The following is a 25784-nucleotide window of genomic DNA, read 5'->3' as shown; positions in this document are numbered from 1 at the left end:
GCCTGCCGACAGAGGAGACCTTCCCCATGGCCGAGCAGCCCGCCCTGCGCACCCGTCCTGCCTGGGTCGACGACGACCTGTTCCCGTTCCGCAGCCGCTTCGTCGAGGTGGACGGGCACACCGTCCACTACGTCGACGAGGGGACCGGCCCGGTGCTGCTGCTCCTGCACGGCAACCCGACCTGGTCCTTCCTGTGGCGCGACGTGATCACCGCGCTGCGCGCCGACTTCCGCTGCATCGCGCTCGACTACCCGGGCTTCGGCCTGTCGAGCCCGGCGCCGGGCTACCGGTTCCTGCCGGAGGAGCACGCCGGTGTCGTCGCGGGGTTCGCGGACGCGCTCGGCCTCGACGGCGTCACGCTGGTCGGCCAGGACTGGGGTGGCCCGATCGGGCTCGCGGTGGCGCGGCGGCGTCCCGAGGTGTTCGAGCGGCTCGTGCTCGCCAACACCTGGGCCTGGCCGGTCAACGGGGACCTCTACTTCGAGTTCTTCTCCCGCATCGGTGGGTCGAGCCCGCTGCGTTTCCTCGCCCGGCGGCTGAACCTCGTCGTCAACGCCTTCGTGCCGACCGGCCACCGCCGGCGGAAGGTCACCGCGGCCGAGATGGCGCACTACCGCCAGGCCCAGGCCACGCCCGCCCGGCGCCAGGCGGCCGCCGTGCTCCCCAGCCGGATCACGGCGAGCCGGTCGTTCCTCGCCGAGGTCGAGTCCGGCCTGGCCGGTCTGTCCCACCTGCCGCTGCTCATCGTGTGGGGCGGTGCGGACCGGGTCTTCCGGCCCCAGGAGCGCGAGCGCCTGGAGGCGAGCTTCCCCGACCACACCACCGTGATCGTCGAGGGCGCCGGACTCTATGTCGAGTCCGACGCCCCCGAGGAGTTCGCCGCCGCGGTGCGCGGCTGGCTCACGTCCTGACGCTCAGTCCTCCGTCGACGTGGCCTGGCCGGCCGAGATCAGGTCCATGATCGAGGCGTCCGCGAGCGTCTGCGTGTCCCCGACCGTGCGGCCCTCGGCCACGTCGCGCAGCAGCCGGCGCATGATCTTGCCCGAGCGTGTCTTGGGCAGCTCGGGGACGATCATGATCTGGCGCGGCTTGGCGATCGGGCCGATCTGGCTGCGGACGTGGTCCGAGAGCTCCTTGACGATGTCGGGTCCTCCGTCGCCGGCCTCGTTGCGCAAGATGACGTAGGCGACCACGGCCTGGCCGGTGTCGGGGTCCGAGGCGCCCACGACGGCCGCCTCGGCGACCTTGGGGTGCGAGACCAGGGCGGACTCGATCTCGGTGGTCGAGAGCCGGTGACCCGAGACGTTCATGACGTCGTCGACCCGGCCGAGCACCCAGATGTCGCCGTCCTCGTCCTTCTTGGCGCCGTCGCCGGCGAAGTAGTAGCCCTGTGCCTTGAACCGCGACCAGTAGGTGTCGACGTAGCGGGCGTCGTCGCCCCACAGCGTGCGCAGCATCGAGGGCCACGGCGAGGTGATGACGAGATAGCCCCCGGAGCCGTTCGGGACCGAGCGGCCCTCGTCGTCGACGACGTCGGCCTCGATGCCGGGGATGGCGGTCATCGCCGAGCCCGGCTTGCCCGCGGTGACGCCGGGCAGGGGGGAGATCATCACCGCACCGGTCTCGGTCTGCCACCAGGTGTCGACGACCGGCGTACGGTCGCCGCCGATGACGTGGCGGTACCAGACGTAGGCCTCGGGGTTGATCGGCTCGCCCACCGAGCCGAGGATCCGCAGCGAGGACATGTCGTAGCGGTCGGGGACCTCGCGGCCCTGCTTCATGAACGAGCGGATCGCGGTCGGGGCGGTGTAGAACAGCGTGACGCCGTAGTCCTGGATGATCTTCCACCAGCGACCCGGCTCCGGGCTGTCGGGCGTGCCCTCGTAGAGCACCTGTGTGACGCCGTTGGCCAGCGGGCCGTAGACGATGTAGGAGTGCCCGGTCACCCAGCCGATGTCGGCGGTGCACCAGTAGACGTCGGTCTCGGGCTTGAGGTCGAAGACCGCGTGGTGCGTGTACGACGCGCCGGTCAGGTAGCCGCCGGTGGTGTGCAGGATGCCCTTGGGCTTGCCGGTCGTGCCGGAGGTGTACATGACGTAGAGCGGGTGCTCGGCGTCGAACGCCTCGGGCGTGTGCTCGGTGGAGGCTCCGCCGACGGCGTCGTGCCACCACACGTCCACGCCGTCGTCCCAGGCGACGTCCTGGCCGGTGCGGCGCACGACGAGGACCTTCTCGATCTTGTCGGTCTTGGTGCGGGCCTCGTCGACCGCGGGCTTGAGCGCGGACGGGGCACCGCGGCGGTAGCCGCCGTCGGAGGTGATGACGACCTTGGCCTGGCAGTCGTCGATGCGCGAGGCGAGCGCGTCGGCGGAGAAGCCGCCGAACACGACCGTGTGGGGCGCGCCGATGCGGGCGCAGGCCAGCATCGCCACGATCGCCTCGGGGATCATCGGCATGTAGATCGCGACCCGGTCGCCGGTGCCGACCCCGAGCGCGGTCAGCGCGTTGGCGGCCTGGGACACCTCGTCCTTGAGCTGGGCGTAGGTGAGGTCGCGGGTGTCGCCCTCGGGCTCGCCGACCCAGTGGATCGCGACCTTGTCGCCGCGACCGGCCTCGACGTGCCGGTCCACGCAGTTGTACGCCGCGTTGAGCGTGCCGCCCACGAACCACTTCGCGAACGGCGGGTTGTCCCAGTCGAGGACCCGATCCCAGGGCGTGGCCCAGGTCAGCCGCTCGGCCTGCGCGGCCCAGAAGGCGTCGCGGTCGGCGCGCGCGGCGTCGTAGGCGTCGGCCTTGACGTTGGCGGCGGCGGCGAGCTCGGCCGGCGGTTCGAACCGACGGTCCTCGCGCAGCAGGTTCGCCAGGGTCTCCTCGGTGTCACTCACGGTCGTGCCTTTCGACGTTCGGAACGGGTGGTCCTGCTCACATTAGGGGCCGGGACGGCATCGTGCCCGCCCCGGCCCCTGGTCGCTGTCTCGGCCGCCAGGTCAGTGCGCGACGGCCTGCTCGGCGCCGGCCCCGGTGAGCGCGCGGACCTCGAGCTCGGTGAACCGCTCCTCGGCCTCGGGCTCCTTGGAGGTCACCGTCCCGAGCCAGCCGAAGAAGAAGCCGAGCGGGATCGAGACCAGGCCGGGGTTCTCCAGCGGGAACCAGTGGAAGTCCACGCCGGCCGGGAAGAGCGCCGCGTTCGAGCCGTCGGCGTTGAGCTTGCCGGAGACCACCGGCGAGAAGAACACCAGCGTCACGCAGGAGAGCAGACCGCCGTAGATGCTCCAGGTGGCACCGCGGGTGTTGAAGCGCCGCCAGAACATGTTGTAGACGATCGCCGGCAGGTTCGCGGAGGCGGCGACCGCGAAGGCCAGGGCCACCAGGAACGCGATGTTGAGGTTGCGGGCCGGGATGGCGAGCAGGATCGCGATCACACCGAGCCCGGCCGCGGCGTACCGGGTCACCCGGATCTCCTCCTTCTCGGTGGCCTTGCCCTTGCGGAGCACGGAGTTGTAGATGTCGTGCGCCACCGAGGTGGACGAGGTCAGGGTGAGGCCCGCGACCACGGCGAGGATCGTCGCGAAGGCGACCGCCGAGATCACCGCGAGCAGGATCGCGCCTCCGGTCGACCCGGCACCGCCGCCGACGGCCTCGGCGAGCAGCGGCGAGGCGAGGTTGCCGCCGCTGGCCGCGACCTCGCTGTCCTTGCCGGTGTCGAGCAGCGCCGCGGCACCGAAGCCGAGGACCAGCGTGAAGAGGTAGAAGACGCCGATCAGGCCGATCGCCCAGAGCACCGACTTCCGCGCGTCCCGCGAGGTGGGCACCGTGTAGAAGCGCACCAGGATGTGCGGCAGGCCCGCCGTACCGAGCACGAGCGCGATGCCGAGGCTGAGGAAGTCGAGCTTGTGGGTGGTGTCGATGCCGTACTTCAGGCCCGGCTCCAGGAAGCCCTCCTTGCCCGACGCCGAGGACGCCGCCCCCAGCAGGTCGGAGAGGTTGAAGTCGAACTTCGCCAGCACCAGCACGACGATCACCGCGGAGCCGACCATCAGCAGCACGGCCTTGACGATCTGCACCCAGGTGGTGCCCTTCATGCCGCCGACGGTGACGTAGACGATCATCAGCGCGCCGACGCCGGCGATGACCGCGCTGACGGCGAGGGTGTTGTCCTTGTCGATGCCCAGCAGGAGCACGACGAGGCTGCCCGCGCCGACCATCTGGGCCAGCAGGTAGAAGATCGACACGGTCACGGTCGACGTCGCCGCGGCGGTGCGGACGGGCCGCTGCCGCATCCGGTACGCCAGCTGGTCGGCCATCGTGAACTTGCCCGAGTTGCGCAGCATCTCGGCCACCAGCAGCAGCGCCACCAGCCAGGCGACGAGGAAGCCGATCGAGTAGAGGAAGCCGTCGTACCCGGACAGCGCGATGGCGCCGGAGATGCCGAGGAACGACGCGGCCGACATGTAGTCGCCGCCGATCGCGAGACCGTTCTGGAAGCCGGAGAACGACCGGCCGCCGGCGTAGAAGTCCGCCGCGCCGCTGGTCTGCCGGCTCGCCCGGATGGTGATGAAGAGGGTCAGTGCGACGACCGAGAGGAAGAGGATCGCGGTGAGTGCCTGGTGGTTCATCAGTGGTCGCTCCGTCCGTCCGAGGGCTTGCCGGCGAGCTCGATGAACCGCTCGTCGAGGGTCCGGGCCAGCGGGTCGAGCCGGCTCGTCGAGTAGCGGCTGTAGAGCCAGGCGATCGCGAACGTCGTCACGAACTGCAGCAGGCCGAACACCAGCGCCACGTTGATGTTGCCGACGACCTTCTGGCTCATGAAGCCGCCACCCCAGTTGGAGAGCACGACGTAGAGCAGGTACCAGCTCAGGAAGGCGAGGGTGGCCGGGAAGACGAAGCCCCGGTAGCGCCGCCTCAGCTCGGCGAACTCCGGTGCGGCGTGGAGCTCGTCGTACACGGGATCGTGGCGTGCGGCCACGTCGTGGGGCGAGATGTCGGACGTCACGGCGTACCTCCTCGGGTGGGCGGGTGTGACCGGGGTCACGGGCGTTCCCGACGCTAGGAGTGACCGCGGTCACCCCGGCAGGGGTCCGGTCCGGCTGCGCGCCGAGTGGGGCCGGGCAGTCGACGAGCGGTCGGTCCGGCGCGACGAACGGTCGGCCGTCGTTCACCTGCGGGACGACGCACGCTCGCGGTGTCGCCACCGTCGGGGGCTTGCCTGACGTCATGACTGCAACCCGTCGCTCGATGCTCGCCGGCGGCGCCGCCGCCGGAGTCGGCCTGGCCGTCACCGGTGCGGTGCCCTCCCTCGCCGCGTCCGCCGCGGACCACCGCGGCCCCGGTCACGGGCACGGCCCCGGCCCCGGTCACGGCCACGGTCGCCACCGGCGCGAGGTCACGCCGTTCCCGCCGCTGACCGACGACCCGGCCGGGCTGCTCGCGCTGCCCGCCGGCTTCGCCTACACGGTCATCACCCGCGCCGGCGTGACCCGCCTCGAGGACGGCGGCGTCACCCCCAACGCCCACGACGGCACCGCGGCGTTCACCGTCGGCCGCGGCCGCTACCGGCTCATCCAGAACCACGAGCTCAAGGCCGGCTCGCCGCTCGGCGTCCCCCACCTGCGCGGCACCGTGTACGACGAGGGCGCGCTCGACGCGGGCGGCTGCACCGTCATCGAGACCGACAGCCGCGGCCGCAACCTCGGCGAGCACGTCGCCATCTCCGGCACCTCCACCAACTGCGCCGGCGGACCGACGCCGTGGGGCACCTGGCTGACCTGCGAGGAGACCGAGGACCGCGCCGGCAAGACCTGGAGCGGCAACGGCAAGAGCGGCACCTACGCCAAGGACCACGGCTACGTCTTCGAGGTCTTCCACGACGGCCGCACCCTGCCCAAGCCGATCAAGGCGCTCGGCCGCTACGCCCACGAGGCGCTCGCCGTGGACGCCGCGGGCAAGCACATCTTCCTGTCCGAGGACGCCTCCGGCCCCAACGGCCTGTTCTACCGCTGGACCGCCCCGCGCGGCACCAAGCTCGGCGCCGGCCTCGCCGACCGCCTGGCCGACGACGCCGGCGTCCTGGAGGCCATGCAGATCCTCATGCCCGACGGCTCGGTCCTCCCCGACGTCGCCTACCTGACCTCCGCCCAGCTCGGCCTCCCCTTCCCGGTCCGCTGGAAGAAGGTCCCCGACCGCGACGCGCGGACGACGTCCTGCCGCAAGCAGCTCGCCGACGGCGAGGTCACCCGCGGCAAGAAGTTCGAGGGCGTGTGGGGCAACGAGCGCGGCTGCTACGTCGTGAACTCCTACGCCTTCTCCGACGGCGACCTGCCCGCGGACGCCGTCCCTCACGACGGGATGGTCTGGTTCTACGACTACGAGGCCGAGACCATCCAGCTCGTCGCCTACTTCCCCCACCAGAAGACCGCGTCCTCCGGCGCCGCCGCCCGCTACGACGACCTGACCTTCGACGGCCCCGACAACGTCACGCTCACCCCGTGGGGGACCCTCGTGCTCGCCGAGGACGGCAACGGCGCCTCGCACGTGCTGTCCGCGGCGCCGTACGGGCCGGCGCAGGCGATCGCGCGCAACATGCTCAACGACTCGGAGTTCACCGGGCCGACGTTCTCCGACGACGGCAAGGTGCTGTTCGTGAACATGCAGACGCCGGGGCTGACGTTCGCGATCACCGGGCCGTGGGAGAAGTACCTGGGCTGAGCTGAGGCGCTCGGCGGGCCCGTAGGCTCGGGCGATGCACGCGGACACGGTGGCTGCTCGCTGGTTCGTCCTCCGGCTCGACGCCGCGACGACGACACGGTCGTCGCGACCTTCCCGAGACCGGCGAGCGCCTGATCTCCGAGCGGCTGCTGGAGCTGCGCACCGCCCTGCTCGGCCTGGACGCCGAGACGTTCTGCCAGCGCTACGCCATCCCTGCGAGCGCCGTCGTGGGCCCCGGTGAGGACGTCGTGGAGGACGAGCTCGTCCGCTGATCCGCGGCGAAGGTTCACCAATCCTGGCGCGGGTTTCCGGCCCGCCCGGCCTGTGATGCTCAGCACCCGGGACGGGGGTGACAGCCACCCCGCGATGCTGCTTAGGTAAGGCTTACCTGATCTCGGACTAGGAGAGCCTGTCGTGCCCCAGCTCCCGTTGCACCACGTCTTCCACCCCGCTCACGCCGACCACTACGCGGCCTCCCTCGGCGAGGGTCTCGACCACCTGCTGCGCCACCTCAAGGGGGTGGCTGGACCGGCCACCGGCGCGACGCCGGCCGATGCGGCCGCGCGGGTCGCGGCGGTCGATCTCGACCGGCCGCTGGCCGATACCGGCCAGGTCCTCGACGAGATGTCGCGGCTGTGGCTGGACGACGCGGTGTGGTTCCACGAGCCGTCGTACGCCGCGCACCTCAACTGCCCGGTCGTCGTGCCGGCGCTGCTGGCCGAGCTGTTCGTGGCATCGGTCAACAGCTCGATGGACACCTTCGACCAGAGCGTCGGGGGGACCTTCATCGAGCGGCGGCTCGTCGAGTGGGCCGCCGAGCGCATCGGGTACGGCGAGGGGAGCGACCCCGACGGGGTGTTCACCAGCGGCGGCAGCCAGTCGAACCTCCAGGGCCTGCTGCTGGCGCGCGGGCGGCACGAGCGGGTCCCGGCCGAGCGGCTGCGGATCCTGGCGTCGGCCGAGAGCCACTTCTCGGTGCAGAAGTCGGCGCGGCTGCTCGGGCTCGGTGACGAGTCGGTGGTGAGCGTGCCGACCGACGAGCGGCACCGGCTCGACCCGGTGGCGCTGGAGCGCTCGCTCGCGGCCTGCACCGCGCTCGGCCTGCGGCCGATGGCCATCGTCGCCACCGCCGGTACGACGGACTTCGGCGCGATCGACCCGCTCGAGCCCATCGCCGACCTCGCCCTCGCGTACGACGCGTGGCTCCACGTCGACGCCGCCTACGGTGGCGGCCTGCTGGTCTCGCCGACGCGACGCGAGCGGCTCCAGGGGATCGAGCGCGCCGACTCGGTGACCATCGACTTCCACAAGACGTTCTTCCAGCCGGTCTCGTCGAGCGCGATCATCGTGCGCGACCGGGCGACGCTGCGCCCAGCGACCTGGCACGCCGACTACCTCAACCCGCGCGAGGCGACCAACCCCAACCAGGTCGACAAGAGCCTGCAGACCACGCGCCGCTTCGACGCGCTCAAGCTCTGGGTGACGCTGCGGACGATGGGCCCCGACCTCGTCGGCGCGTACGTCGACGCGGTCATCGACCTCGCCACCGCGGTGCACGACGCCCACCGCGACGCGGACGACCTCGAGTTCGCGGCCGCGCCCGAGCTGAGCACCCTGGTCTTCCGCTACGTCCCGCGCGGTGCCGCGCTCGACGACCAGCGCAGCGCCGTGCTCAACAACGCGATCCGCGAGGAGCTCTACGCCTCGGGCCGGGCGATGGTCGCGGCCACGAAGGTCGACGGCATCCAGCACCTCAAGCTGACGCTGCTCAACCCGATGGCGACGGTCGAGGACATCACGGGGATCCTCGACCTCGTCCGCGAGGCCGGCGCCCGGCTCGCGCCCCGGCCGGTGCTGGAGGCGGCGCGGTGATCACGCACGACTTCGTCGGCATCGGCCTGGGCCCGTTCAACCTCGGCCTGGCCTGCCTCGCCGACCCGCTGCGCGGCAGCGACGACCTCGACGGCGTCTTCCTGGAGGCCCGGGACCGCTTCGACTGGCACCCCGGGATGCTCCTGGACGACGCGACGCTCCAGGTCCCGTTCCTCGCCGATCTCGTCACGATGGCCGACCCGACCTCGCGCTGGTCGTTCCTCAGCTATCTCAAGGAGACCGGCAATCTCTACCCGTTCTACATCCGGGAGAGCTTCTACCCCCTCCGCCGCGAGTACGACGACTACTGCCGCTGGGCGGCCGACCGCCTCGACGGCGTCCGCTACGGCGAGCAGGTCACCGCCGTCGAGCACGACGGGTCGGCGTACGTCGTGCGCAGCGGGACCGGCGACGTCTTCCGCACCCGGCGGCTGGTCCTCGGCATCGGTACGTCGCCGCGCGTGCCCGAGCCCCTGCGCCCGCTGCTGCGCCACGGCAGCACGGTCACCCACTCGGCCGACTACCTGGCCCACAAGGCCGCGCTGCAGCAGCAGGACACCATCACGATCGTCGGCAGCGGCCAGAGCGCGGCGGAGATCTACAGCGACCTGCTGGCCGAGGCGCCCGAGCACGGATACGAGCTGGTCTGGCTCACGCGCAGCCCGCGGTTCTTCCCGATGGAGTACACCAAGCTCACCCTCGAGATGACCTCGCCCGAGTACGGCGAGTACCACCGCGCGCTGCCCCTGGAGACCCGCGACCGGCTGGCCCGCGAGCAGCGCCACCTGTTCAAGGGGATCAGCGGCGACCTGGTCGACGCGATCTTCGACCAGCACTACCAGCAGCGGGTCACCGGTGTCGGCCCACGCACGACGCTGCTCACCAACACCGAGGTCACCGGCGCCCGGCCGCTGTCCGGGCGCGGCGGGAGCGAGCTCGACCTCCTCCACACCGAGACCGGCGAGCGGTTCGGCCTGCGCACGGGCGGCCTGGTGCTGGCGACCGGCTACGCCCCCACGCAGCCGGCCTTCCTCGACGGCGTCCGCGACCGGATCCGGTACGACGAGCGCGGTCGCTACGACGTCGCCGGGGACTACTCGGTCGACGTCCGCGGCGGCGAGATCTTCGTCCAGAACGCCGAGGAGCACACCCACTCGCTGCTCGCGCCCGACCTCGGGATGGGCGCCTACCGCAACTCGGTCATCCTCGCCGCGATGCTCGGCCGCGAGGTCTACCCGGTCGAGAAGCGGATCGCCGTGCAGACCTTCGGCGTCCCCGACCACCTGCGGAGCGTGTCGTGATCACGATCGAGCCGGTCGACGTCGAGCGCGACCTCGACCTGCTCCACGCGTGGGTCACCCACCCCCGCTCGGTCTACTGGATGATGCAGGGCGCGAGCCGCGACGACGTCCGCGAGGAGTACGACGGCATCGCGGCCAACGCCCACCACCACGCCTGGCTGGGCCGGGTCGACGGGCGCCCGGCGTTCCTCGCCGAGACCTACGACCCGGCCTTCTCGCCCCTGGCCGGGCTGCCCGAGATCGCTGACGGGGACCTGGGCATGCACGTCCTCGTCGCACCCCCCGTCGGGCAGCCCGAGCCAGGCTTCACCACGCGGGTGTTCACCGCCGTGGTGGCGCACTGCTTCGCCGATCCGGCCGTGCGCCGGGTCGTGGTCGAGCCCGACGTGCGCAACGACGCCATCCGCGCCAAGAACATCGCGGCCGGTTTCGTCGAGCTGCGCGAGGTCGCGCTGGAGGCCAAGACCAGCATGCTCTCGGCCTGCACCCGCGAGGCGTTCGCCACCGCGACCGGGGCGGACCATCTGACGCCCGCGTTGATGGACCGCGCCCAGCGGCACCTGGTCGCCAAGGCGCTGGGGGAGTTCGCGCACGAGCGGCTGGTCGTGCCGACACCGGTGCCGGGCGAGGACCGCTGGCGGGTGGTGGCCGGCCCGTCGTCGTACACCTTCGCGGCGCGGCGGCACCTGCTCGACCACTGGGTCGTCGATGCCGCGTCGATCGAGCGGCACCGCGACGGCGCGGTCGCCGCCCCGGACGCCCAGGAGCTCGTCGCCGAGCTGGCGCCCACGCTGGGGATCCCGGACCAGCTGCTGCCGACCTATCTCGAGGAGCTCGCCGCCACGCTGGCCGCGGGCACCTGGAAGCTGCGCCACCGGCGGGTGCCGGTCGCGCGGTTGGTCGACGCCGGCTACCAGGAGCTGGAGTCGGCGATGACCGAGGGACATCCGGCGTTCGTCGCCAACAACGGGCGGATCGGGTTCTCCCTCGACGACTACCGCGCCTACGCGCCCGAGACCGGGCAGCCCGTGCGGCTGCACTGGCTCGCCGCCCGGCGCGCGCTGGCGCCGCTCTCGCTCGCGGCCGACGGCACCGAGGCCGCCCTGTACGACGGCGAGCTGGCGCCGTCGGTCCGCGACCGCTTCGCGCAGCGGCTGCGCGGGCTCGGCCTGGACCCGGCCGACTACCGCTACCTGCCCGTGCACCCGTGGCAGTGGCAGCACAAGCTGGCGATCACGTTCGCGCCCGATGTCGCCCGGCGCGACCTCGTCCACCTCGGCGAGGGCGAGGACGACCACCACCCGCAGCAGTCGATCCGCACGTTCTTCAACGGCAGCCGGCCCGAGCGGCACTACGTGAAGACCGCGCTCGCGATCCAGAACATGGGCTTCGTGCGGGGGCTCTCGCCCGCCTACATGGCGGCGACGCCGGCGATCAACGACTGGGTCGCCTCGGTCGTGCACGCCGACGACGAACTGCGCGGGTGCGGCTTCGAGGTGCTGCGCGAGCTGGCGGCGATCGGCTACACGGGCGATGCCTTCCACCGCACGGCCGGGCCGTCGCCGTACCGGAAGATGATCGCGGCGCTGTGGCGCGAGAGCCCGGTCCCGCGCACGCCCGCGGGGGAGCAGCTCACCACCATGGCCGCGCTGCTGCACCGCGACGCCGACGGCGACGCCCTGGTGACGGCGTGGATCAAGGCCTCGCCCGTGGACGCGGCGACGTGGGTGCGCGCCTACCTGCGGGCCTACCTGCGCCCGCTCGTGCACTGCCTGCACGCCTACGACCTGGCGTTCATGCCGCACGGCGAGAACCTCCTGCTGCGGCTGCGCGACCACGTCCCGGTCGGCGCGTTCATGAAGGACATCGGCGAGGAGGTCGCCGTGATGGGCGACCTGCCGCTGCCGGCCGAGGTCGAGCGGATCCGCGGCTCGTTCCCGGATGACGTCAAGGCGCTCGCCGTGCACACCGACGTCTTCGACGGCGTGCTGCGCTTCGTCGCCGCGATCCTGGACGACGACGGGATGCTCCTCGAGACGGAGTTCTGGGCGATCGCCCGGGCCACGATCGAGGAGCACGCCGCGGACCACCCCGAGCTGGCCGAGGCGGCGGCGCGCTACGACCTGCTCCGGCCGGAGTTCCGGCACAGCTGCCTCAACCGGCTCCAGCTGCGCAACACTCTTCAGATGGTCGACCTCACGGATCAGGCGGAGTCGTTGATCTTCGCCGGCACGCTCGCCAACCCGGTCGCGGTCGCGCCATGACGATCACGCGCGACGAGCACGGGATCCCCCACGTGGTGGGCGATTCCGTGCTCGCAGTAGCCCGGGCCCAGGGCCGGGCGACCGCAGAGGACCGGGCCTGGCAGCTCGACGTCGAGCGCCGCCGCGGCGAGGGGACGTGCGCCGAGGTGTTCGGCGCGGCCGCGCTCGAGTGGGACGTCCTGGCCCGCCGGGCGCTGCTGCCCGACATCGCCCGGCGCGCGTACGCCGCGCTGTCGGCCGAGAGCCGTGCGTTCGTCGACGCCTACGTCGAGGGCGTCAACGAGGTCCTGGAGCGGCGCTGGCACCCGTGGACGCCGCTCGCGGTCTTCGCCGCGCAGCACCTGCTGTTCTCCGGCTTCCCGAGCAAGCTCTGGCGCCGTCACCTCGCCGCGACCGCCGGACCCGAGTGGGTCGAGCTCTTCCGCGCCGAGGGGCTGCCCGGCGGCAGCAACGCCTTCGTCGTCGACGGCACGCTCACCGCGAGCGGGCTGCCGATCCTCGCCGGCGACCCGCACCGGGTGATCGAGGCGCCCGGCTGCTACGCCCAGGTGCGGCTCGTCTGCACCGACCCCGACGACTCCTTCGACGTCCGCGGGCTGACGTTCGCCGGCGTCCCCGGCGTCCAGCACTTCGCCCACGCGGGCGCGGTCGCCTGGGGCATCACCAACGCCGTCGCCGACGACGAGGACATCGCCGTCGAGGAGCTGGAGCGCCGCAACGGCACGGTGATCGCGCGCGGTCCCGCCGGGTGGGAGCCGGTCGGCCGCCGGGTCGAGCAGATCCGGGTGCGCACCGGCGAGAGCACCTACGACGTCCACGAGGTCGAGGTGCTCGTCACCGAGCGCGGACCTGTCGTCATCGGTGGCCCCGGCGAGGCCGAGACGTTCAGCCTGCGCACGCCGGCGTACGTGCTGGGCGACCTGGGCCTCGACGCGATCCTGCCGCTGCTGCGGGCGCGGACCGCGGCCGACGTGACCGGTGCCTTCACCGGCCACTGGGTCGGCCCGGTCGACAACCTGCTCGTCGCCGACGTCCACGGCGCGGTCGAGCACCGTGTCGCCGGCCGGATCCCCGAGCGCGCGCCCGACGGACGCTGGACCGGCTGGGTCACCGACCTGCCACGGCGGACCGGCCCGCTGCTGGTGACCGCCAACGACCGCGCCACGCCCGACTTCGCCCGGGTCGGCAGCGACTTCGCCCCACCGCACCGGGCCTCCCGCATCCGCGCGCTCCTGCGCGAGCGCCTCGCCGCCGGCCCGATCGACGTCGAGGGCGCCGCCGCGGTGCTCGCCGACGTCCGGCAGAACGCCGGTGCGGCGCTGCTCGACACCGTCGCCACGCTCGTCGACCTCACCGGCCCCGCGGCCGCGCTGCGCGACCGGCTGCTCGCCTGGGACCGGTCGATGGCCACCGACAGCGTCGACGCCGCCCTCTTCGCCGCGGTGCGTGCCGCCGTCGTCGAAGGCCTGCACGACGCGCCGCTGCTGCGCGGTGTCGACGGCTCCCCCTACGGCGACCTGTTCGCGCCGTGGTTCGACCTGCGCGGCCGGCTCCGCCTGTGCCTGCCGGCGATCCTGGCCACGGACAAGCCGTTCGGCATCGACGTCCTCCAGGTCGTCGCGGTCGCTCTCGACCAGGTCGCCACGCGGCCCGAACCCCCGACGGCATGGGGCATCGAGCACGTCATCGTGCCGCTCACACCCCACCAGCAGTTCGGCCTCCCCGCGCCCGAGCCGATCCCCTCGGTCGCCGTCCCCGGTGACGACGACTGCGTCTTCGCCGCCCGCGCCCTCGGCGGCACCGGTGCGTGCGTGCACGGCCCCGTCGCCCGCTACGTCTGGGACCTGGCCGGCGAGAGCCGCTGGGTGGTGCCGCTCGGCGCCTCCGGCGACCCCGCGTCGCCGTACCACCACGACCAGCAGGCGGTCTGGGCCGCCGGCGGGACCGTCCCGATCAAGGAGCCCCTGTGACCGTCACGATCCGCCCCGTCGTACCGGCCGAGGACGCGGCGCTGCTGCACGCCTGGGTGAGCGCCCCACGGGCCGCGTTCTGGGGCATGGCCGACCACGCGGTCGAGGACGTGGCGCACGTCTACACCTACATCGCCGAGCAGCCGCACCTCGCGGCGTACCTGCTCGTGCTCGACGACCACCCCGTCGGCCTGCTCCAGACCTACGACCCGGCGGTCGACGAGATCGGCGAGTGGTACGAGCGCCGCCCCGGCGACGTCGGCGTCCACCTGCTCCTCGCCGACGACCACCACCGGGCAGGCCGCACGCCCGAGGTGCTCGCGGCCGGCATGGACTTCGTCGCGCACCTGCCCGGCTGCCGCCGGATCGTCTTCGAGCCCGACGCCCGCAACACCGCCTCCGTCGGGCTCATGGAGCGGCTCGGCGCGGAGCGGGGGCCGCTCGTGGACCTGCGGACGAGCATCTCGGAGAAGCCCGCGCAGTTCTTCTTCCTCGACCGGGAGCGGGCGCTCGACCTCGCCCGGGGGCTCCGCACCGCCACGACCTAGGAGACACCCCCTAGGCCGAACGGCCGAGGACCCCCACCAGAGCGTGGACCAACGGCCGATGGGCCGCACCTGCCGGCGTTCCTAACGTCGTCGGCATGAGCTTCGAGGAGATCACGCCCCGTCCGCCGGCCGCCCTGTGGGCCCGCGGCATCGTTCGTTCGTACGGCGACCAGCAGGTGCTGCGCGGCGTCGACTTCGCCGCCGCGTCGGGGGAGTCGGTCGCGTTGACCGGTCCGTCCGGGTCGGGCAAGACGACGCTGCTGCACGTCCTGTCCGGGATCGCGGTGCCGGACGCGGGCGAGGTCGTCCTCGCCGCTGCGGGCAGTGCCCCGGTCGCGGTCGCCAAGGCGGGCGCGGAGGAGCGGGCCCGGCTGCGGCGGGGCACGTTCGGGATGGTGTTCCAGTCCGGGCAGCTGCTCGCCGAGCTGACCGCGGTCGAGAACGTCGCGCTGCCGCTGCTCCTCGAGGGGCGTCCTGCCCGCGAGGCGCAGGCCGCGGCGGCTGCGATGTTCGCGCCGCTCGGTCTCGACGGCCTGCAGGAGCGGCGGCCTGGTGAGCTCTCCGGCGGCCAGCAGCAGCGGGTGGCCATCGCTCGCGCGCTGGTGCCGCGGCCGACCGTGCTGTTCGCGGACGAGCCGACCGGGGCGCTGGACCGTCGTACGGGGGAGCAGGTGATGGGGCTGCTGCTCGACGCGCAGCGCGCCACCGGCGTCACGCTCGTCGTGGTCACCCACGACCCCGAGATCGCCGCCCGCTGCGACCGCGTCGTGACGCTCCGTGACGGAGCCGTCCGATGAGCCCCGCGCTGGACCTCAGCCGCCGGCTGCTGCTCGGCGGCGGCCGCCGGGACCGGCAGACGCTCGCCCTGTCGGTGCTCGCCGTCGCCCTGGCGCTGACCGTCGTCGCGCTGACGCTGGGCGCGATCCAAGGACTTTCCGAGCGTGACCACCGTGCCGACTGGACCCGGCCCGCGGCCGCCGCCGCGGACTCCGCGACCGCGGTGCAGTCCCTCAGCACCACGTACGTCGACGGCCGCCCGGTCCAGGTGGTCCGGCTCGCCGCGCTGCCCGGTGCGGACGCCGCGGACCTGCCGGTGCCGCCGGGCATGCGGGCGTTCCCCGCGCCGGGACAGGCCGCGTGGTCGCCGGCGCTCCGGGCGCTGCTCGCCGACCGTCCGGCCCAGGCCGCTGCCCTCGGCGGCAAGGACTCCGGGGCCGCCACGCTGGGCGACGACGTCGTCGCCGGACCGGACCAGCTCGTCGCCGTCGTCGGTGTCCCGGTGCGCACGCTGCGCGACACCCCCACCTGGCAGGACCCTGTCGCCCACGGCACGCTCGTCGCTCCGACCCGGATCGACGGGTTCGCGGGGACGGCGTCCGGTGAGGAGTCCGAGGGCACCCAGTACGTCGCCCTCGGCTGGATCGCGGCCGTCCTGCTCGTGGTGCCCGTGCTCACGCTGGGCGGTGCCGCCGTACGCCTCGGCGCCCGACGCCGCTCGGAGCGCTTCGCCGCCCTGCGCCTGGCCGGCGCCCCGGCGGGTCTGCTGCGACGCTGCCTCGCCCTGGAGGTCGGGCTCGTCGTTGTCGCCGGTGCCGCCGCGGCCTGGCTCGTCACGTTCGCGCTGACCCCGCTCGTCGCCCGGGTGAGTGTCGGCGGGGGCCGGTTCCGCACCGGCGACCTGCGGCTCGACGCGCTCGCCTGGCTGGGCCTCGTCGCCGGCGCCGGCCTGCTGCTGACCGCCAGCGCCGCCCCGACGCTGCGCGCCGCGCTGCGCAACCCGCTCGCCGTCGTCCAGGCCCACACGCCGCGCAGCCCCGGCTGGTGGCGGGTCGCCGTCGCCGCGCTGGTGGTCGTCGGCTTCAGCCAGGTCGCCCGCAGCGACGGTGCGAGCCTGGTGCTGGTCATGATCGTGTTCGCCGGCCTGTTCGGCGTCCTCAACGTGATCGGTCCGCTCGTCGTGACGCTGCTCGGCCGGATCATGCTGGTCCTCTCCCGCGGTCGCGGACCGGGCCTGCTGCTCGCCGCCCGCCGGGTGCTCGACGACCCCCGTGCGGTCTGGCGGGTGGTGTCCGGTGTGGTGCTGGCGGCCTTCGTCGCGGGCTTCCTGGCGCTGTTCCAGGTCGCCGGTGCGGGCGACCTCGGGACCGGAACGGCCCGTACCTACGAGGTCGTCGTCCCGGCGGACGGCGCCCGGGCCGCTGCCGATCGTGCCGAGGACGCCCTGCGCACCGCCGGTCTCGACCTGCCCGTCCGGGTCGGGGACCCCGACGTCCTCTGGGCGGTCTCGGCCGCCGGGACCGAGACGACCACGCTCCAGGTGCGGCTGCCCACGGCGCCCGCCGCGGCCGACCAGGCCCGGGGCGCGCTGGCCGCCGCGTTCCCGGGGGCTCCCGCCGCGAGCGGCGCGGACGTCGCCAGCCGGGACGCGCAGTTCCCCGAGGACTTCGCCGTGGCCGCCCTCGTCGTGCTGCTCACCTCGTTCCTCGTCGCCGCGTCGGCCACCGCGATCACGGTCGCCGCCACCACGCTCGACCGGCGCGAGACCTACCGCCGGCTCTGGCACGCCGGCGTCCCGGTCACCGTGCTCGACCGGGCCCGGACCCTGGAGAGCCTGGTCCCCGTCGTGGTGGGCACCGCCCTCGCGACCGGCGCCGGCATCTTCGCCGCCGCACCGCTCACCCTCCAGGGCGGCGGGGTCTCCGCCTCCGGCGTCGGGATGCTCGCCCTCACCGCCGCGATCGGCCTGGCCGGCGTCCTGCTGGCCGTGCGCTGCAGCCGTCCGCTGCTGCTCGCCGTCGCCCGTTCCTGAACCCCCACGAAGCAAGAAACCCAACCAGAGAAGGAAGAACCATGCGCATCATGCCCATCATCGCCAGCCTCGCCGTCCCGGTCGTCCTCGTCGGAGGTGTCGCCGTCGCCGAGCAGGCCAGTGCCCGCTCCCTGACCAACGACCTCACCGAGCGCGTCGAGAAGGCGCTGCCCGGCGCCGACGTCACCCACGTCAACCTGCGCGGCCGGCCGTACGTCGTCTCGCGCAACAACGACGAGGTCTCCACGGCGTACGTCGACATCGACACCGCCGAGCAGGGCGCGTCCGCCCAGCTGCTCGTGCAGAACCTCGACCTGAACAAGGACCGGGCCGGCCGGGTCCGGGTGTTCCTCACCCTGCCCTACCCGGGCGCGGGCAAGCCGATCGAGAACCCCGACGGCTCCTACAGCTCGCGGGCGACGGTCGACGGCAAGGAGCTGGCGTTCCACGCCCGCTTCTCCGGCGGCAAGGTCACCGTCACGACCCAGGGCGGCCCCGACCTCGGCACCGTCACCGCGCCGTCCCTGCCGGGCCAGAGCCTCGTCGGCGAGGCCACGGCCGTGCCCAAGGGCGTCCTCGTCGAGCTGATCAGCCGCGACGTCCGGATGGCCGGCTGAGCCGGCCCCGCTCAGTAGGGTGACGGACATGACGAGGCTGCGCCGGCTGGTGGTGGTTCCGCTGCCGCTGGTGCTGCTCCTCGACCTCGTCGCGTGGGCGAACCCTTTGGTGCTGCTCGCGATGGTGCTCGGCACGGCGTTCCACGTCGATGCCGAGCTCACCATCGGCGCCTGGGTCGGCCGTCCGCAGCGCCGCCCCCTCGCCCGCGGCTGGTACGCCGCCGGGCTGGTCCTCGCCGCCGCCCTCGGCACCGTGCTCGCCCTCGACGGCATGTGGAGCGCCACGCTCACCTGGGGCCTGGTCCTCCTCACCGGCGTCGGTGCTTGGCGCCAGCGCGGCCCGGCCGACCGGCTGCTGGTGGGGCTGACCGTCCTCCTCGCGGTCGGGCAGCCCGTGGGCCTCTGGTACGAGGGCATCGGCCCGCTGCTCATGCTCGCGAGCCTCACCGCCTGCACCGTCAGCCTCGCCATCGGCGCCCTGGTGCGCACCCAGGAAGAAGGGGTCGCCGCCGCCGCGGAGCTGATGCGGACCCAGGAGCGGGCCCGGATGGCCGCCGACCTGCACGACCTCGTCGCCCACGAGGTGACCGGCATCGTGGTGCTCGCCCAGGCCGCGGGCGCGGTCTCGACCGATCCCCGGTCCGCCGAGGCGCTGGCCCGGATCGAGCGCTCCGCGCACGAGGCGCTCGGCGAGATCCGGGCACTGGTTGCTCAGTCCGGCGAGGCACCCGCCTCGGCCCCCGGCGCCGGTCTGGCCGCGCTCCACGACGTGGCCGAGCGGTTCGCGACGACCACCGACGCCCGGGTCGACATCGAGATCGACCTGCCCGGCTCCGCCGAGGCTCCCGGAGCCGCCGGTGCGGTGCTGCAGCGGGCCCTGACCGAGAGCCTGACCAACGTGCACCGGCACGCTCGGCCCACCGTCGTCCTGGTCCGGCTCGACCGGACCGCGGATCCCGACGGGATCCGTCTGCTGGTGCGCAACGACGGTGTCGCCGCCGGTGGGGTCGGCGCCGGCAACGGCTCCGGCCTGGCCCGGGTCCGGCACCGCGCCGAGCTGCTCGGCGGCTCGCTGCGCGCCGGAGCAGCGCCCGGTGGCGCCTGGGAGACCGAGCTCATCCTGCCCCGGGAGGGCCCATGACGATCACGGTGGTGCTGGCCGACGACCAGGAGATGGTCCGGACCGGGTTCGCGATGATCCTCGGCGCCCAGGACGACATCGAGGTCGTCGCCGAGTGCGGCGACGGCGTCGCCGCGGTCGAGGCGATCCGGCGGCTGCGGCCCGACGTCGCGCTGCTCGACATCCGGATGCCGCGGCTCAGCGGGCTCGACGTCGCCGCCCAGGTCGGTGCGCTGACCAACGTCGTGGTGGTGACCACCTTCGGCCACGACGAGTACGTCGACCAGGCGCTCGCCGCGGGCGCCTACGGCTTCCTGCTCAAGGACTCCGGCCCCGCGCTCCTGGTCGCCGCCGTGCGCGCCGCCGCGGCCGGTGACGCGCTGATCAGCCCCGAGCTCACGGTCCCCCTGCTGGAGCGCACCCGCGGGCCGGCGCACCGGACCGGGCGGCCGCTGCCCGAGCTGAGCGCCCGTGAGCTGGACGTCGTACGGCTGGTGGCGCGGGGGCGCACCAACGCCGAGATCTGCGCCGAGCTCCACATCGCGCTCGGCACCGTGAAGGCCCACCTGACGAGCATCCAGCAGCGCCTCGACGCCCGGAACCGGGTCGAGGTCGCGGCGCGGGCGTGGGAGTCCGGCCTGATGGACGCGTGAGCCCGTGAGCAGGAGTTGACCTGACGACATCCGCGGGCACCGCAGGGCGAAACGGAGCCGCCTCAGGCTGAGGGCGACCAGTCGCTCGACCGCAGGAGTCCCGATGACGATCACCAGCCCACGTACCGATCTGCTCGCCCCGGCCCGCCGCCGCGGTCGGTGGATCGACGACTGGCGCCCCGAGGACCCGGCGTTCTGGGAGTCCACCGGCGCCCCGATCGCCCGGCGCAACCTGGTCTGGTCGATCTTCGCCGAGCACCTCGGCTTCTCGGTGTGGCTGATCTGGAGCGTCAGCTCGGCGTTCCTGCTGGCCCAGGGCTTCACGTTCTCGCCGCAGCAGCTGTTCTTCCTGGTCGCGATCCCCAACCTCGTGGGCGCGCTGATCCGGGTGCCCTACACGCTCGCGGTCGGCCGCTTCGGCGGGCGCAACTGGACGATGGTCAGCGCCGCGCTGCTGCTCGTGCCGACGCTGACGTTCGCGTGGTTCGTGACCCAGCCGAGCACGCCCTATTGGGTGTTCTGCGTGATCGCGGCGACCGCAGGCTTCGGCGGCGGCAACTTCGCGAGCTCGATGGCGAACATCAACTTCTTCTACCCCGCCCACCTCAAGGGCGCCGCGCTCGGCCTCAACGCGGCGGGCGGCAACCTGGGCGTCGCGATCATCCAGCTGTTCCTGCCGGTGCTCGTCGGGGGCGCCGGACTGTTCGGCCTGGTCACCGCGAGCGCGGGCGGCGTCCACCTCGAGCGCGCCGCCTGGGTGTACGCCGGCCTGGCCGTGGTCGCCGTCCTCGCCGCCTGCTTCCGGATGGACAACCTGGCCAACGCCCGCACCGACGTCCGCCAGCAGCTCGGCGTCGTCCGGCACCGCCACACCTGGGTCCTGGCGCTGCTCTACATCGGCACGTTCGGCTCGTTCATCGGCTACTCCGCCGCGATGCCGCTGCTCATCAAGCTCAACTTCTGGCACCAGGCCGGCCCGGGCGCACCGGGGACCGGCATCAACTTCGCCTACTACGCCTTCCTCGGCGCGCTCGTCGGCTCGGTCACCCGGCCGTTCGGCGGCTACCTCGCCGACCGCTTCGGCGGCGCCCGGGTCACGCTGATCGCCTTCGGCGGCCTGGTGCTGGGCACGATCGGGATCCTCGGCACGCTGAGCCTGCTCACCCCGATCCCGGCCCAGGTGGGTGAGGCCCAGGTGGCCGCGGTCGAGGCCAACGCCGACGTCTTCCCGCTGTTCCTCGGGGTCTTCCTCGTCGTCTTCGCGTGCACCGGGATCGGCAACGGCTCGACGTACAAGATGATCCCGGCGATCCACCGCTCGGACGCGGTGCGGGCCACGGCCGCGGGCAGCCCGGAGCGCGAGCTCGCCCTCCTCGACGGCACCCGTACGTCGTCCGCCGCCGTCGGGATCATCGGCGCCGTCGGCGCGATCGGCGGCTTCCTCATCCCGATCACGTTCAACAGCCCGTGGGTGAGCGAGCCGCTGGCCGCCACCAAGAGCGCCTTCGCGGTGTTCACCGCGTTCTACGCGCTGTGCGCGCTGGTCACCTGGGCGGTGTACGTGCGCCGGGGACGCACGTACACCGGGGTGTGAGCCTGGTGCGGCCCGGCCTCAGATGACGCCGAGGGCCAGCATCGCGTCGGCGACCTGGATGAAGCCCGCGATGTTGGCCCCGGCGACGTAGTTGCCGGGCACGCCGTAGGCGTCGGCGGTCTCGAGGCAGCGGGCGTGGATGCCCACCATGATCTCCTCGAGCCGCTCCTCGGTGTGGGCGAAGGTCCACGAGTCGCGCGAGGCGTTCTGCTGCATCTCCAGCGCGCTGGTCGCCACGCCGCCGGCGTTGGCGGCCTTGCCCGGGGCGAAGGCGACGCCGGCCTCGGTGAGGACCTTCACGGCCTCGGGGGTGCAGGGCATGTTGGCGCCCTCGGCGACGACGGTGCAGCCGTTGCGGACCAGGGCCAGCGCGTGGTCGCCGTCGAGCTCGTTCTGGGTGGCGCAGGGGAGCGCGATGTCGCAGGGGACGTCCCACACGGCGCCGTCGGCGACGAAGCGGGCCGACTCGCGCGCCTCGGCGTACGCCGACAGCCGCTCGCGGCGGACCTCCTTGACCTCCTTGAGGAGATCGAGGTCGAGACCCTTCTCGTCGACCACGTAGCCGCTGGAGTCGGAGCACGCGACGACGGTGGCGCCGAGCTCGATGGCCTTCTCGGCGGCGTAGATCGCGACATTGCCCGAGCCCGAGACGACGACGGTCTTGCCCTCGAACGAGCTCTTGCGGGCCTTGAGGATCTCGTTGGCGAAGTAGACCGTGCCGTAGCCGGTCGCCTCGGTGCGGACGAGCGAGCCGCCCCAGCCGATGCCCTTGCCGGTGAGCACGCCCGACTCGTAGCGGTTGGTGATCCGCTTGTACTGGCCGAAGAGGTAGCCGATCTCGCGGCCGCCGACGCCGATGTCACCCGCGGGGACGTCGGTGTACTCGCCGATGTGGCGGTAGAGCTCGGTCATGAACGACTGGCAGAAGCGCATGATCTCGGCGTCGCTGCGGCCCTTGGGGTCGAAGTCCGAGCCGCCCTTGCCGCCGCCGATGGGCATGCCGGTGAGCGCGTTCTTGAAGATCTGCTCGAAGCCGAGGAACTTCACGATGCCGAGGTAGACCGACGGGTGGAACCGCAGGCCGCCCTTGTACGGCCCGAGCGCCGAGTTGAACTCGACCCGGAAGCCGCGGTTGAGCTGCACCTGGCCGGCGTCGTCGACCCACGGGACCCGGAAGATGATCTGGCGCTCCGGCTCGCAGATGCGGCGGATGATCGCGGCGTCGGTGTACTCCGGGTGCCGGCGGACGACGGGATCCATGCTGTCGAGCAGCTCACGCGTGGCCTGGTGGAACTCGGTCTCGCCGGGGTTGCGGGCCAGGATCTCGTCGAAGATCGGCTGCAAGGTGGGGTTCAGGGCGGTCACGAGCACTCCTTCAGACGCGGCCACGGGGGGTTGGTGGCGGTTCTCCGAGAAGGGACAGGTTCTCATCGCCGGCAGAGGTCGCCGACGCCGGGTCGTCCCGTGAGACCGTGAGGAGACGTTGACGCGGGGGTGCACCCAGCGCTCGCGGTCCCGAAATCGGGGCGCCGTGCAATGGCCCCATGAGCGTGACCGAGACCCACTGTCCCTACTGCAGCCTCCAGTGCGGGATGCGGGTCGCGCGCGCCGGTCGCGCGGGCATCGAGGTGCGCGCCTGGGAGGAGTTCCCGGTCAACGAGGGCGCCCTGTGTCGCAAGGGCTGGACGGCGGGCGAGCTGCGCGGCAGCAGGGAGCGGCTGACCACCCCGCTGGTCCGCGACCGGGCCACCGGCACGCTCCGCGCGGCCGGCTGGGACGAGGCGCTCGACCTCGTCGCCGGGCGGCTGCGCGCGCTGCGGGCCGAGCACGGCGCCGACGCGGTCGCCGTCTTCGGGGGTGGCGGGCTGACCAACGAGAAGGCCTACCAGCTCGGCAAGCTCGCCCGGGTCGCGCTCGGCACGAGCCAGATCGACTACAACGGCCGGTGGTGCATGAGCTCTGCGGCGAGTGCGGCCAACCAGGCGTTCGGCATCGACCGGGGGCTGCCGTTCCCGCTCGCCGACATCGAGCAGGCCGACGTCGTGGTGCTGGTCGGCTCCAACCTCGCCGAGACCATGCCGCCGGCCGCGCGCCACCTCGACCGGCTCCGCGAGCGCGGTGGCCGGGTGGTCGTCGTCGACCCGCGGCGGACGCCGACCGCGGAGCGGGCCGACCTGTTCGTGCAGCCCGTCCCGGGCACCGACCTGGCGCTCGCCCTGGGCGTGCTGCACCTGCTCGACGCGGCGGGTGCGGTCGACGAGGAGTACGTCGCCACGCGCACCACCGGCTTCGACGCCGTACGGCGCTCGGCGGCGGCGTGGTGGCCCGAGCGGGTGGAGCGGGTGACCGGTGTCGCGAGCGACGAGGTGCGTGCGCTGGCCGACCTGCTCGCGGGCGCCGGCCGGGTCGTGGTGCTGACCGCCCGCGGGGCCGAGCAGCACGCCCAGGGCACCGCGACGGTGCTGGCCTGGATCAACGTGGCGCTCGCGCTCGGCATGCCCGGCCGCCCGTACGCCGGCTACGGCTGCCTCACCGGTCAGGGCAACGGCCAGGGCGGGCGCGAGCACGGCCAGAAGGCCGACCAGCTGCCCGGCTACCGGATGATCGACGACCCCGCCGCCCGGGCGCACGTCGCGGCCGTGTGGGGCGTGGACCCGGCGTCACTGCCGGGCAAGGGGCGCTCGGCGTACGAGCTGCTCGACGCGCTCGGGACGCCCGGCGGTCCGCGGGCGCTGCTGGTGCACGGGTCCAACATCGTGGTCTCCGCTCCGAACGCCACCCACATCACCCGGCGCCTGGAGGCCCTCGACCTGCTCGTCGTCTGCGACCTCGTGATGTCCGAGACCGCCGCGCTCGCCGACGTCGTGCTGCCGGTGACCCAGTGGGCCGAGGAGACCGGCACGATGACCAACCTGGAGGGCCGCGTGGTCCTGCGCCAGCGCGCGATCACCCCGCCCGAGGGGGTGCGCAGCGACCTCGACGTCATCGCCGGGCTGGCCGAGCGGCTCGACGCCCCGGTCCCGTTCGCGACCGACCCCGAGGAGGTCTTCGCCGAGCTGGGCCGCGCCTCGGCGGGCGGCCGCGCCGACTACTCGGGCATCACCTACGACCGGATCCGGGCCGAGGGAGGCGTCTTCTGGGGCGCCCCGCGGATGTTCGCCGACGGCTTCGCGACGCCCGACGGCCGGGCCCGGTTCGTCATCGCCGAGCACGCCGGCGCTGCCGAGCAGCCGGACGCCGACTACCCCGTGCACCTGACGACGGGCCGGGTGCTCGCGCAGTACCAGTCCGGCGCGCAGACCCGGCGGATCCGCTCGCTGCCCGACGACGGCCCGTACGTCGAGCTCCACCCCCTGCTCGCCGAGCGGGTCGGCGCCACCGACGGCGGCCCGGTCGTCGTCCGGACCCGGCGCGGCGAGCTCACCGCCCCGGCCCGCGTGGTCACGACCATCCGCCCGGACACGGTGTTCGTGCCCTTCCACTGGGTCGGCGCCAACCGGCTCACCAACGACGCGCTGGACCCGTCGAGCCGGATGCCGGAGTTCAAGGTGTGCGCGGCCGAGGTCATCGGCTGAGCGTCCCGGTCAGGGCACGCGCAGGAACCACTCGACACCCAGCAGCCGCCGGGCCAGCGGGCGCGGCAGGGCGAGCAGCAGGCGGATCGTCCGCACACCCCCGCCCGCCTGGGAGGCGTGCGCGGCGAGCGCGGCCCGCTTGGCCGCGAGCCGGTCCCGCACGTCGATGCGCAGCAGCGCGGGGCTGCGCGCGGAGTAGATGTCGTCGCCCGGCAGCGTGAGCCCCGGCAGCCGACTCGCCAGCGGGCGCGCGACGCGGAGCAGGCGGACCAGCCACGTACGGTCGATCGTCGCCTCCAGGAGCAGCGGTCGCCGGGCGGCGAGGTCCTGGGCGCGGCGGGCGATCCGGTGCACCTGCAGGTGGTCGGGGTGGCCGTAGCCACCGCGGTCGTCGTACCCGGTGAGGAGGTCGGCGTCCTCCTCGTCGAGCAGGGCGGCGAGGGCCTGGGCGACCTCGTCGACGTCGGCGTCCGCGAGCCGGCCGGAGCCGTCGGTCGGTGCGCCGGCCATGCCGGAGTCGGCGTACCCGAGCCACACCACGCGCGCGGCGCCGAGCGCCTGCGCGGACGCGTCGGCCTCGCCGCGACGGGTCCGGCCGAGGTCGCCGTGCTGGGCGGCCGCCGCGAGCCCGGCGTCGCCGTCGGTCGCGAAGACCAGGACGACGCGGTCCCCGGCGGCCGAGCGCTGGGCCAACCAGCCGGCGGTCAGCAGCGCCTCGTCGTCGGGGTGCGCGTGGAGCGAGACGATCGTGGTCAC

19 protein-coding genes are annotated in these 25784 nt (G+C 73.4%); 14 read left to right on the top strand and 5 right to left on the bottom strand.

Annotated elements, in window-relative coordinates; genetic code table 11:
- Positions 1-26: 26 nt before the first annotated feature.
- On the top strand, positions 27-911 hold the full coding sequence (locus tag M0M48_RS22660; RefSeq protein ID WP_257752853.1) for an alpha/beta fold hydrolase: 885 nt from the start codon (positions 27-29) through the stop codon (positions 909-911).
- A gap of 3 nt (positions 912-914) precedes the next feature.
- Here the strand turns inward: M0M48_RS22660 and acs are convergent, their stop codons facing one another.
- The 3 genes from acs to M0M48_RS22645 form a co-directional block, all read right to left on the bottom strand.
- Positions 915-2885 carry an acetate--CoA ligase gene (gene acs / locus M0M48_RS22655; protein ID WP_257752852.1) on the bottom strand — a complete coding sequence of 657 codons (1971 nt, stop codon included), beginning with the start codon at positions 2883-2885 and terminating at the stop codon, positions 915-917.
- 102 nt (positions 2886-2987) lie between these two features.
- Positions 2988-4616, bottom strand: coding sequence for a solute symporter family protein (locus M0M48_RS22650; protein ID WP_215812347.1), 1629 nt, complete (start codon positions 4614-4616; stop codon positions 2988-2990).
- Positions 4616-4993: a DUF485 domain-containing protein gene (locus tag M0M48_RS22645; RefSeq protein ID WP_257752851.1), complete on the bottom strand. Its 378-nt coding sequence runs from the start codon at positions 4991-4993 to the stop codon at positions 4616-4618. Before M0M48_RS22645 ends, M0M48_RS22650 begins: the two co-directional genes overlap by 1 nt.
- Before the next feature lie 221 nt (positions 4994-5214).
- Here M0M48_RS22645 and M0M48_RS22640 point away from each other — a divergent pair, with 221 nt between their 5' ends.
- The 12 genes from M0M48_RS22640 to M0M48_RS22585 all read left to right on the top strand — a co-directional run bounded on the left by M0M48_RS22640 (position 5215) and on the right by M0M48_RS22585 (position 21453).
- Complete coding sequence (locus M0M48_RS22640; protein WP_215812348.1) at positions 5215-6705, top strand: alkaline phosphatase PhoX; 1491 nt, start codon at positions 5215-5217, stop codon at positions 6703-6705.
- 414 nt (positions 6706-7119) lie between these two features.
- Positions 7120-8577: a pyridoxal phosphate-dependent decarboxylase family protein gene (locus tag M0M48_RS22635; RefSeq protein WP_308220336.1), complete on the top strand. Its 1458-nt coding sequence runs from the start codon at positions 7120-7122 to the stop codon at positions 8575-8577.
- Entirely contained in the window at positions 8574-9878 is a 1305-nt protein-coding gene (locus M0M48_RS22630) for a lysine N(6)-hydroxylase/L-ornithine N(5)-oxygenase family protein (RefSeq protein WP_257752850.1), read from the top strand. Before M0M48_RS22635 ends, M0M48_RS22630 begins: the two co-directional genes overlap by 4 nt.
- Positions 9875-12142 (top strand): GNAT family N-acetyltransferase, encoded by a 2268-nt coding sequence (locus M0M48_RS22625; protein WP_257752849.1) that lies wholly within the window; start codon positions 9875-9877, stop codon positions 12140-12142. The genes M0M48_RS22630 and M0M48_RS22625 overlap by 4 nt, the downstream gene beginning before the upstream one ends.
- Entirely contained in the window at positions 12139-14112 is a 1974-nt protein-coding gene (locus M0M48_RS22620; RefSeq protein WP_257752848.1) for a penicillin acylase family protein, read from the top strand. The genes M0M48_RS22625 and M0M48_RS22620 overlap by 4 nt, the downstream gene beginning before the upstream one ends.
- Positions 14109-14660, top strand: a complete 552-nt coding sequence (locus M0M48_RS22615; protein WP_257752847.1) for a GNAT family N-acetyltransferase — start codon at positions 14109-14111, stop codon at positions 14658-14660. Before M0M48_RS22620 ends, M0M48_RS22615 begins: the two co-directional genes overlap by 4 nt.
- A gap of 95 nt (positions 14661-14755) precedes the next feature.
- Positions 14756-15457 (top strand): ABC transporter ATP-binding protein, encoded by a 702-nt coding sequence (locus M0M48_RS22610; RefSeq protein ID WP_215812355.1) that lies wholly within the window; start codon positions 14756-14758, stop codon positions 15455-15457.
- On the top strand, positions 15454-17469 hold the full coding sequence (locus M0M48_RS22605) for a hypothetical protein (protein WP_257752846.1): 2016 nt from the start codon (positions 15454-15456) through the stop codon (positions 17467-17469). The genes M0M48_RS22610 and M0M48_RS22605 overlap by 4 nt, the downstream gene beginning before the upstream one ends.
- A gap of 41 nt (positions 17470-17510) precedes the next feature.
- Complete coding sequence (locus M0M48_RS22600; protein ID WP_215812357.1) at positions 17511-18086, top strand: hypothetical protein; 576 nt, start codon at positions 17511-17513, stop codon at positions 18084-18086.
- Between the two features lie 28 nt (positions 18087-18114).
- Positions 18115-19227 (top strand): sensor histidine kinase, encoded by a 1113-nt coding sequence (locus tag M0M48_RS22595; RefSeq protein WP_257752845.1) that lies wholly within the window; start codon positions 18115-18117, stop codon positions 19225-19227.
- Positions 19224-19859: a response regulator gene (locus M0M48_RS22590; protein ID WP_257752844.1), complete on the top strand. Its 636-nt coding sequence runs from the start codon at positions 19224-19226 to the stop codon at positions 19857-19859. Before M0M48_RS22595 ends, M0M48_RS22590 begins: the two co-directional genes overlap by 4 nt.
- A gap of 103 nt (positions 19860-19962) precedes the next feature.
- On the top strand, positions 19963-21453 hold the full coding sequence (locus M0M48_RS22585; RefSeq protein ID WP_257752843.1) for an MFS transporter: 1491 nt from the start codon (positions 19963-19965) through the stop codon (positions 21451-21453).
- An 18-nt stretch (positions 21454-21471) separates the two neighbouring features.
- Here the strand turns inward: M0M48_RS22585 and gdhA are convergent, their stop codons facing one another.
- The gene (gene gdhA, locus M0M48_RS22580; RefSeq protein ID WP_215812888.1) at positions 21472-22809 is read right to left on the bottom strand and encodes an NADP-specific glutamate dehydrogenase; all 1338 of its coding nucleotides are present in this window, start codon (positions 22807-22809) and stop codon (positions 21472-21474) included.
- A 188-nt stretch (positions 22810-22997) separates the two neighbouring features.
- Here gdhA and M0M48_RS22575 point away from each other — a divergent pair, with 188 nt between their 5' ends.
- Positions 22998-25028: a molybdopterin oxidoreductase family protein gene (locus M0M48_RS22575; protein WP_257752842.1), complete on the top strand. Its 2031-nt coding sequence runs from the start codon at positions 22998-23000 to the stop codon at positions 25026-25028.
- Between the two features lie 9 nt (positions 25029-25037).
- On the opposite strand, the gene M0M48_RS22570 is transcribed toward M0M48_RS22575, so the two are convergent.
- Positions 25038-25784, bottom strand: a complete 747-nt coding sequence (locus M0M48_RS22570; protein WP_257752841.1) for a PIG-L family deacetylase — start codon at positions 25782-25784, stop codon at positions 25038-25040.

The sequence above is a fragment of the Pimelobacter simplex genome, assembly GCF_024662235.1.
Taxonomy (GTDB): Bacteria; Actinomycetota; Actinomycetes; order Propionibacteriales; family Nocardioidaceae; genus Nocardioides.
This window is presented reverse-complemented; position numbering and strand designations above follow the sequence as displayed.

What these genes read in the sequence shown, in the direction of transcription:
- M0M48_RS22660 (WP_257752853.1), top strand. Translation starts at nt 27, where the DNA reads ATGGCCGAGCAGCCCGCCCTGCGCACCCGTCCTGCCTGGGTCGACGAC.
- M0M48_RS22650 (WP_215812347.1), bottom strand. Translation starts at nt 4,616, where the DNA reads ATGAACCACCAGGCACTCACCGCGATCCTCTTCCTCTCGGTCGTCGCA.
- M0M48_RS22640 (WP_215812348.1), top strand. Translation starts at nt 5,215, where the DNA reads ATGACTGCAACCCGTCGCTCGATGCTCGCCGGCGGCGCCGCCGCCGGA.
- M0M48_RS22620 (WP_257752848.1), top strand. Translation starts at nt 12,139, where the DNA reads ATGACGATCACGCGCGACGAGCACGGGATCCCCCACGTGGTGGGCGAT.
- M0M48_RS22610 (WP_215812355.1), top strand. Translation starts at nt 14,756, where the DNA reads ATGAGCTTCGAGGAGATCACGCCCCGTCCGCCGGCCGCCCTGTGGGCC.
- M0M48_RS22605 (WP_257752846.1), top strand. Translation starts at nt 15,454, where the DNA reads ATGAGCCCCGCGCTGGACCTCAGCCGCCGGCTGCTGCTCGGCGGCGGC.
- M0M48_RS22600 (WP_215812357.1), top strand. Translation starts at nt 17,511, where the DNA reads ATGCGCATCATGCCCATCATCGCCAGCCTCGCCGTCCCGGTCGTCCTC.
- M0M48_RS22595 (WP_257752845.1), top strand. Translation starts at nt 18,115, where the DNA reads ATGACGAGGCTGCGCCGGCTGGTGGTGGTTCCGCTGCCGCTGGTGCTG.
- M0M48_RS22590 (WP_257752844.1), top strand. Translation starts at nt 19,224, where the DNA reads ATGACGATCACGGTGGTGCTGGCCGACGACCAGGAGATGGTCCGGACC.
- M0M48_RS22585 (WP_257752843.1), top strand. Translation starts at nt 19,963, where the DNA reads ATGACGATCACCAGCCCACGTACCGATCTGCTCGCCCCGGCCCGCCGC.
- M0M48_RS22575 (WP_257752842.1), top strand. Translation starts at nt 22,998, where the DNA reads ATGAGCGTGACCGAGACCCACTGTCCCTACTGCAGCCTCCAGTGCGGG.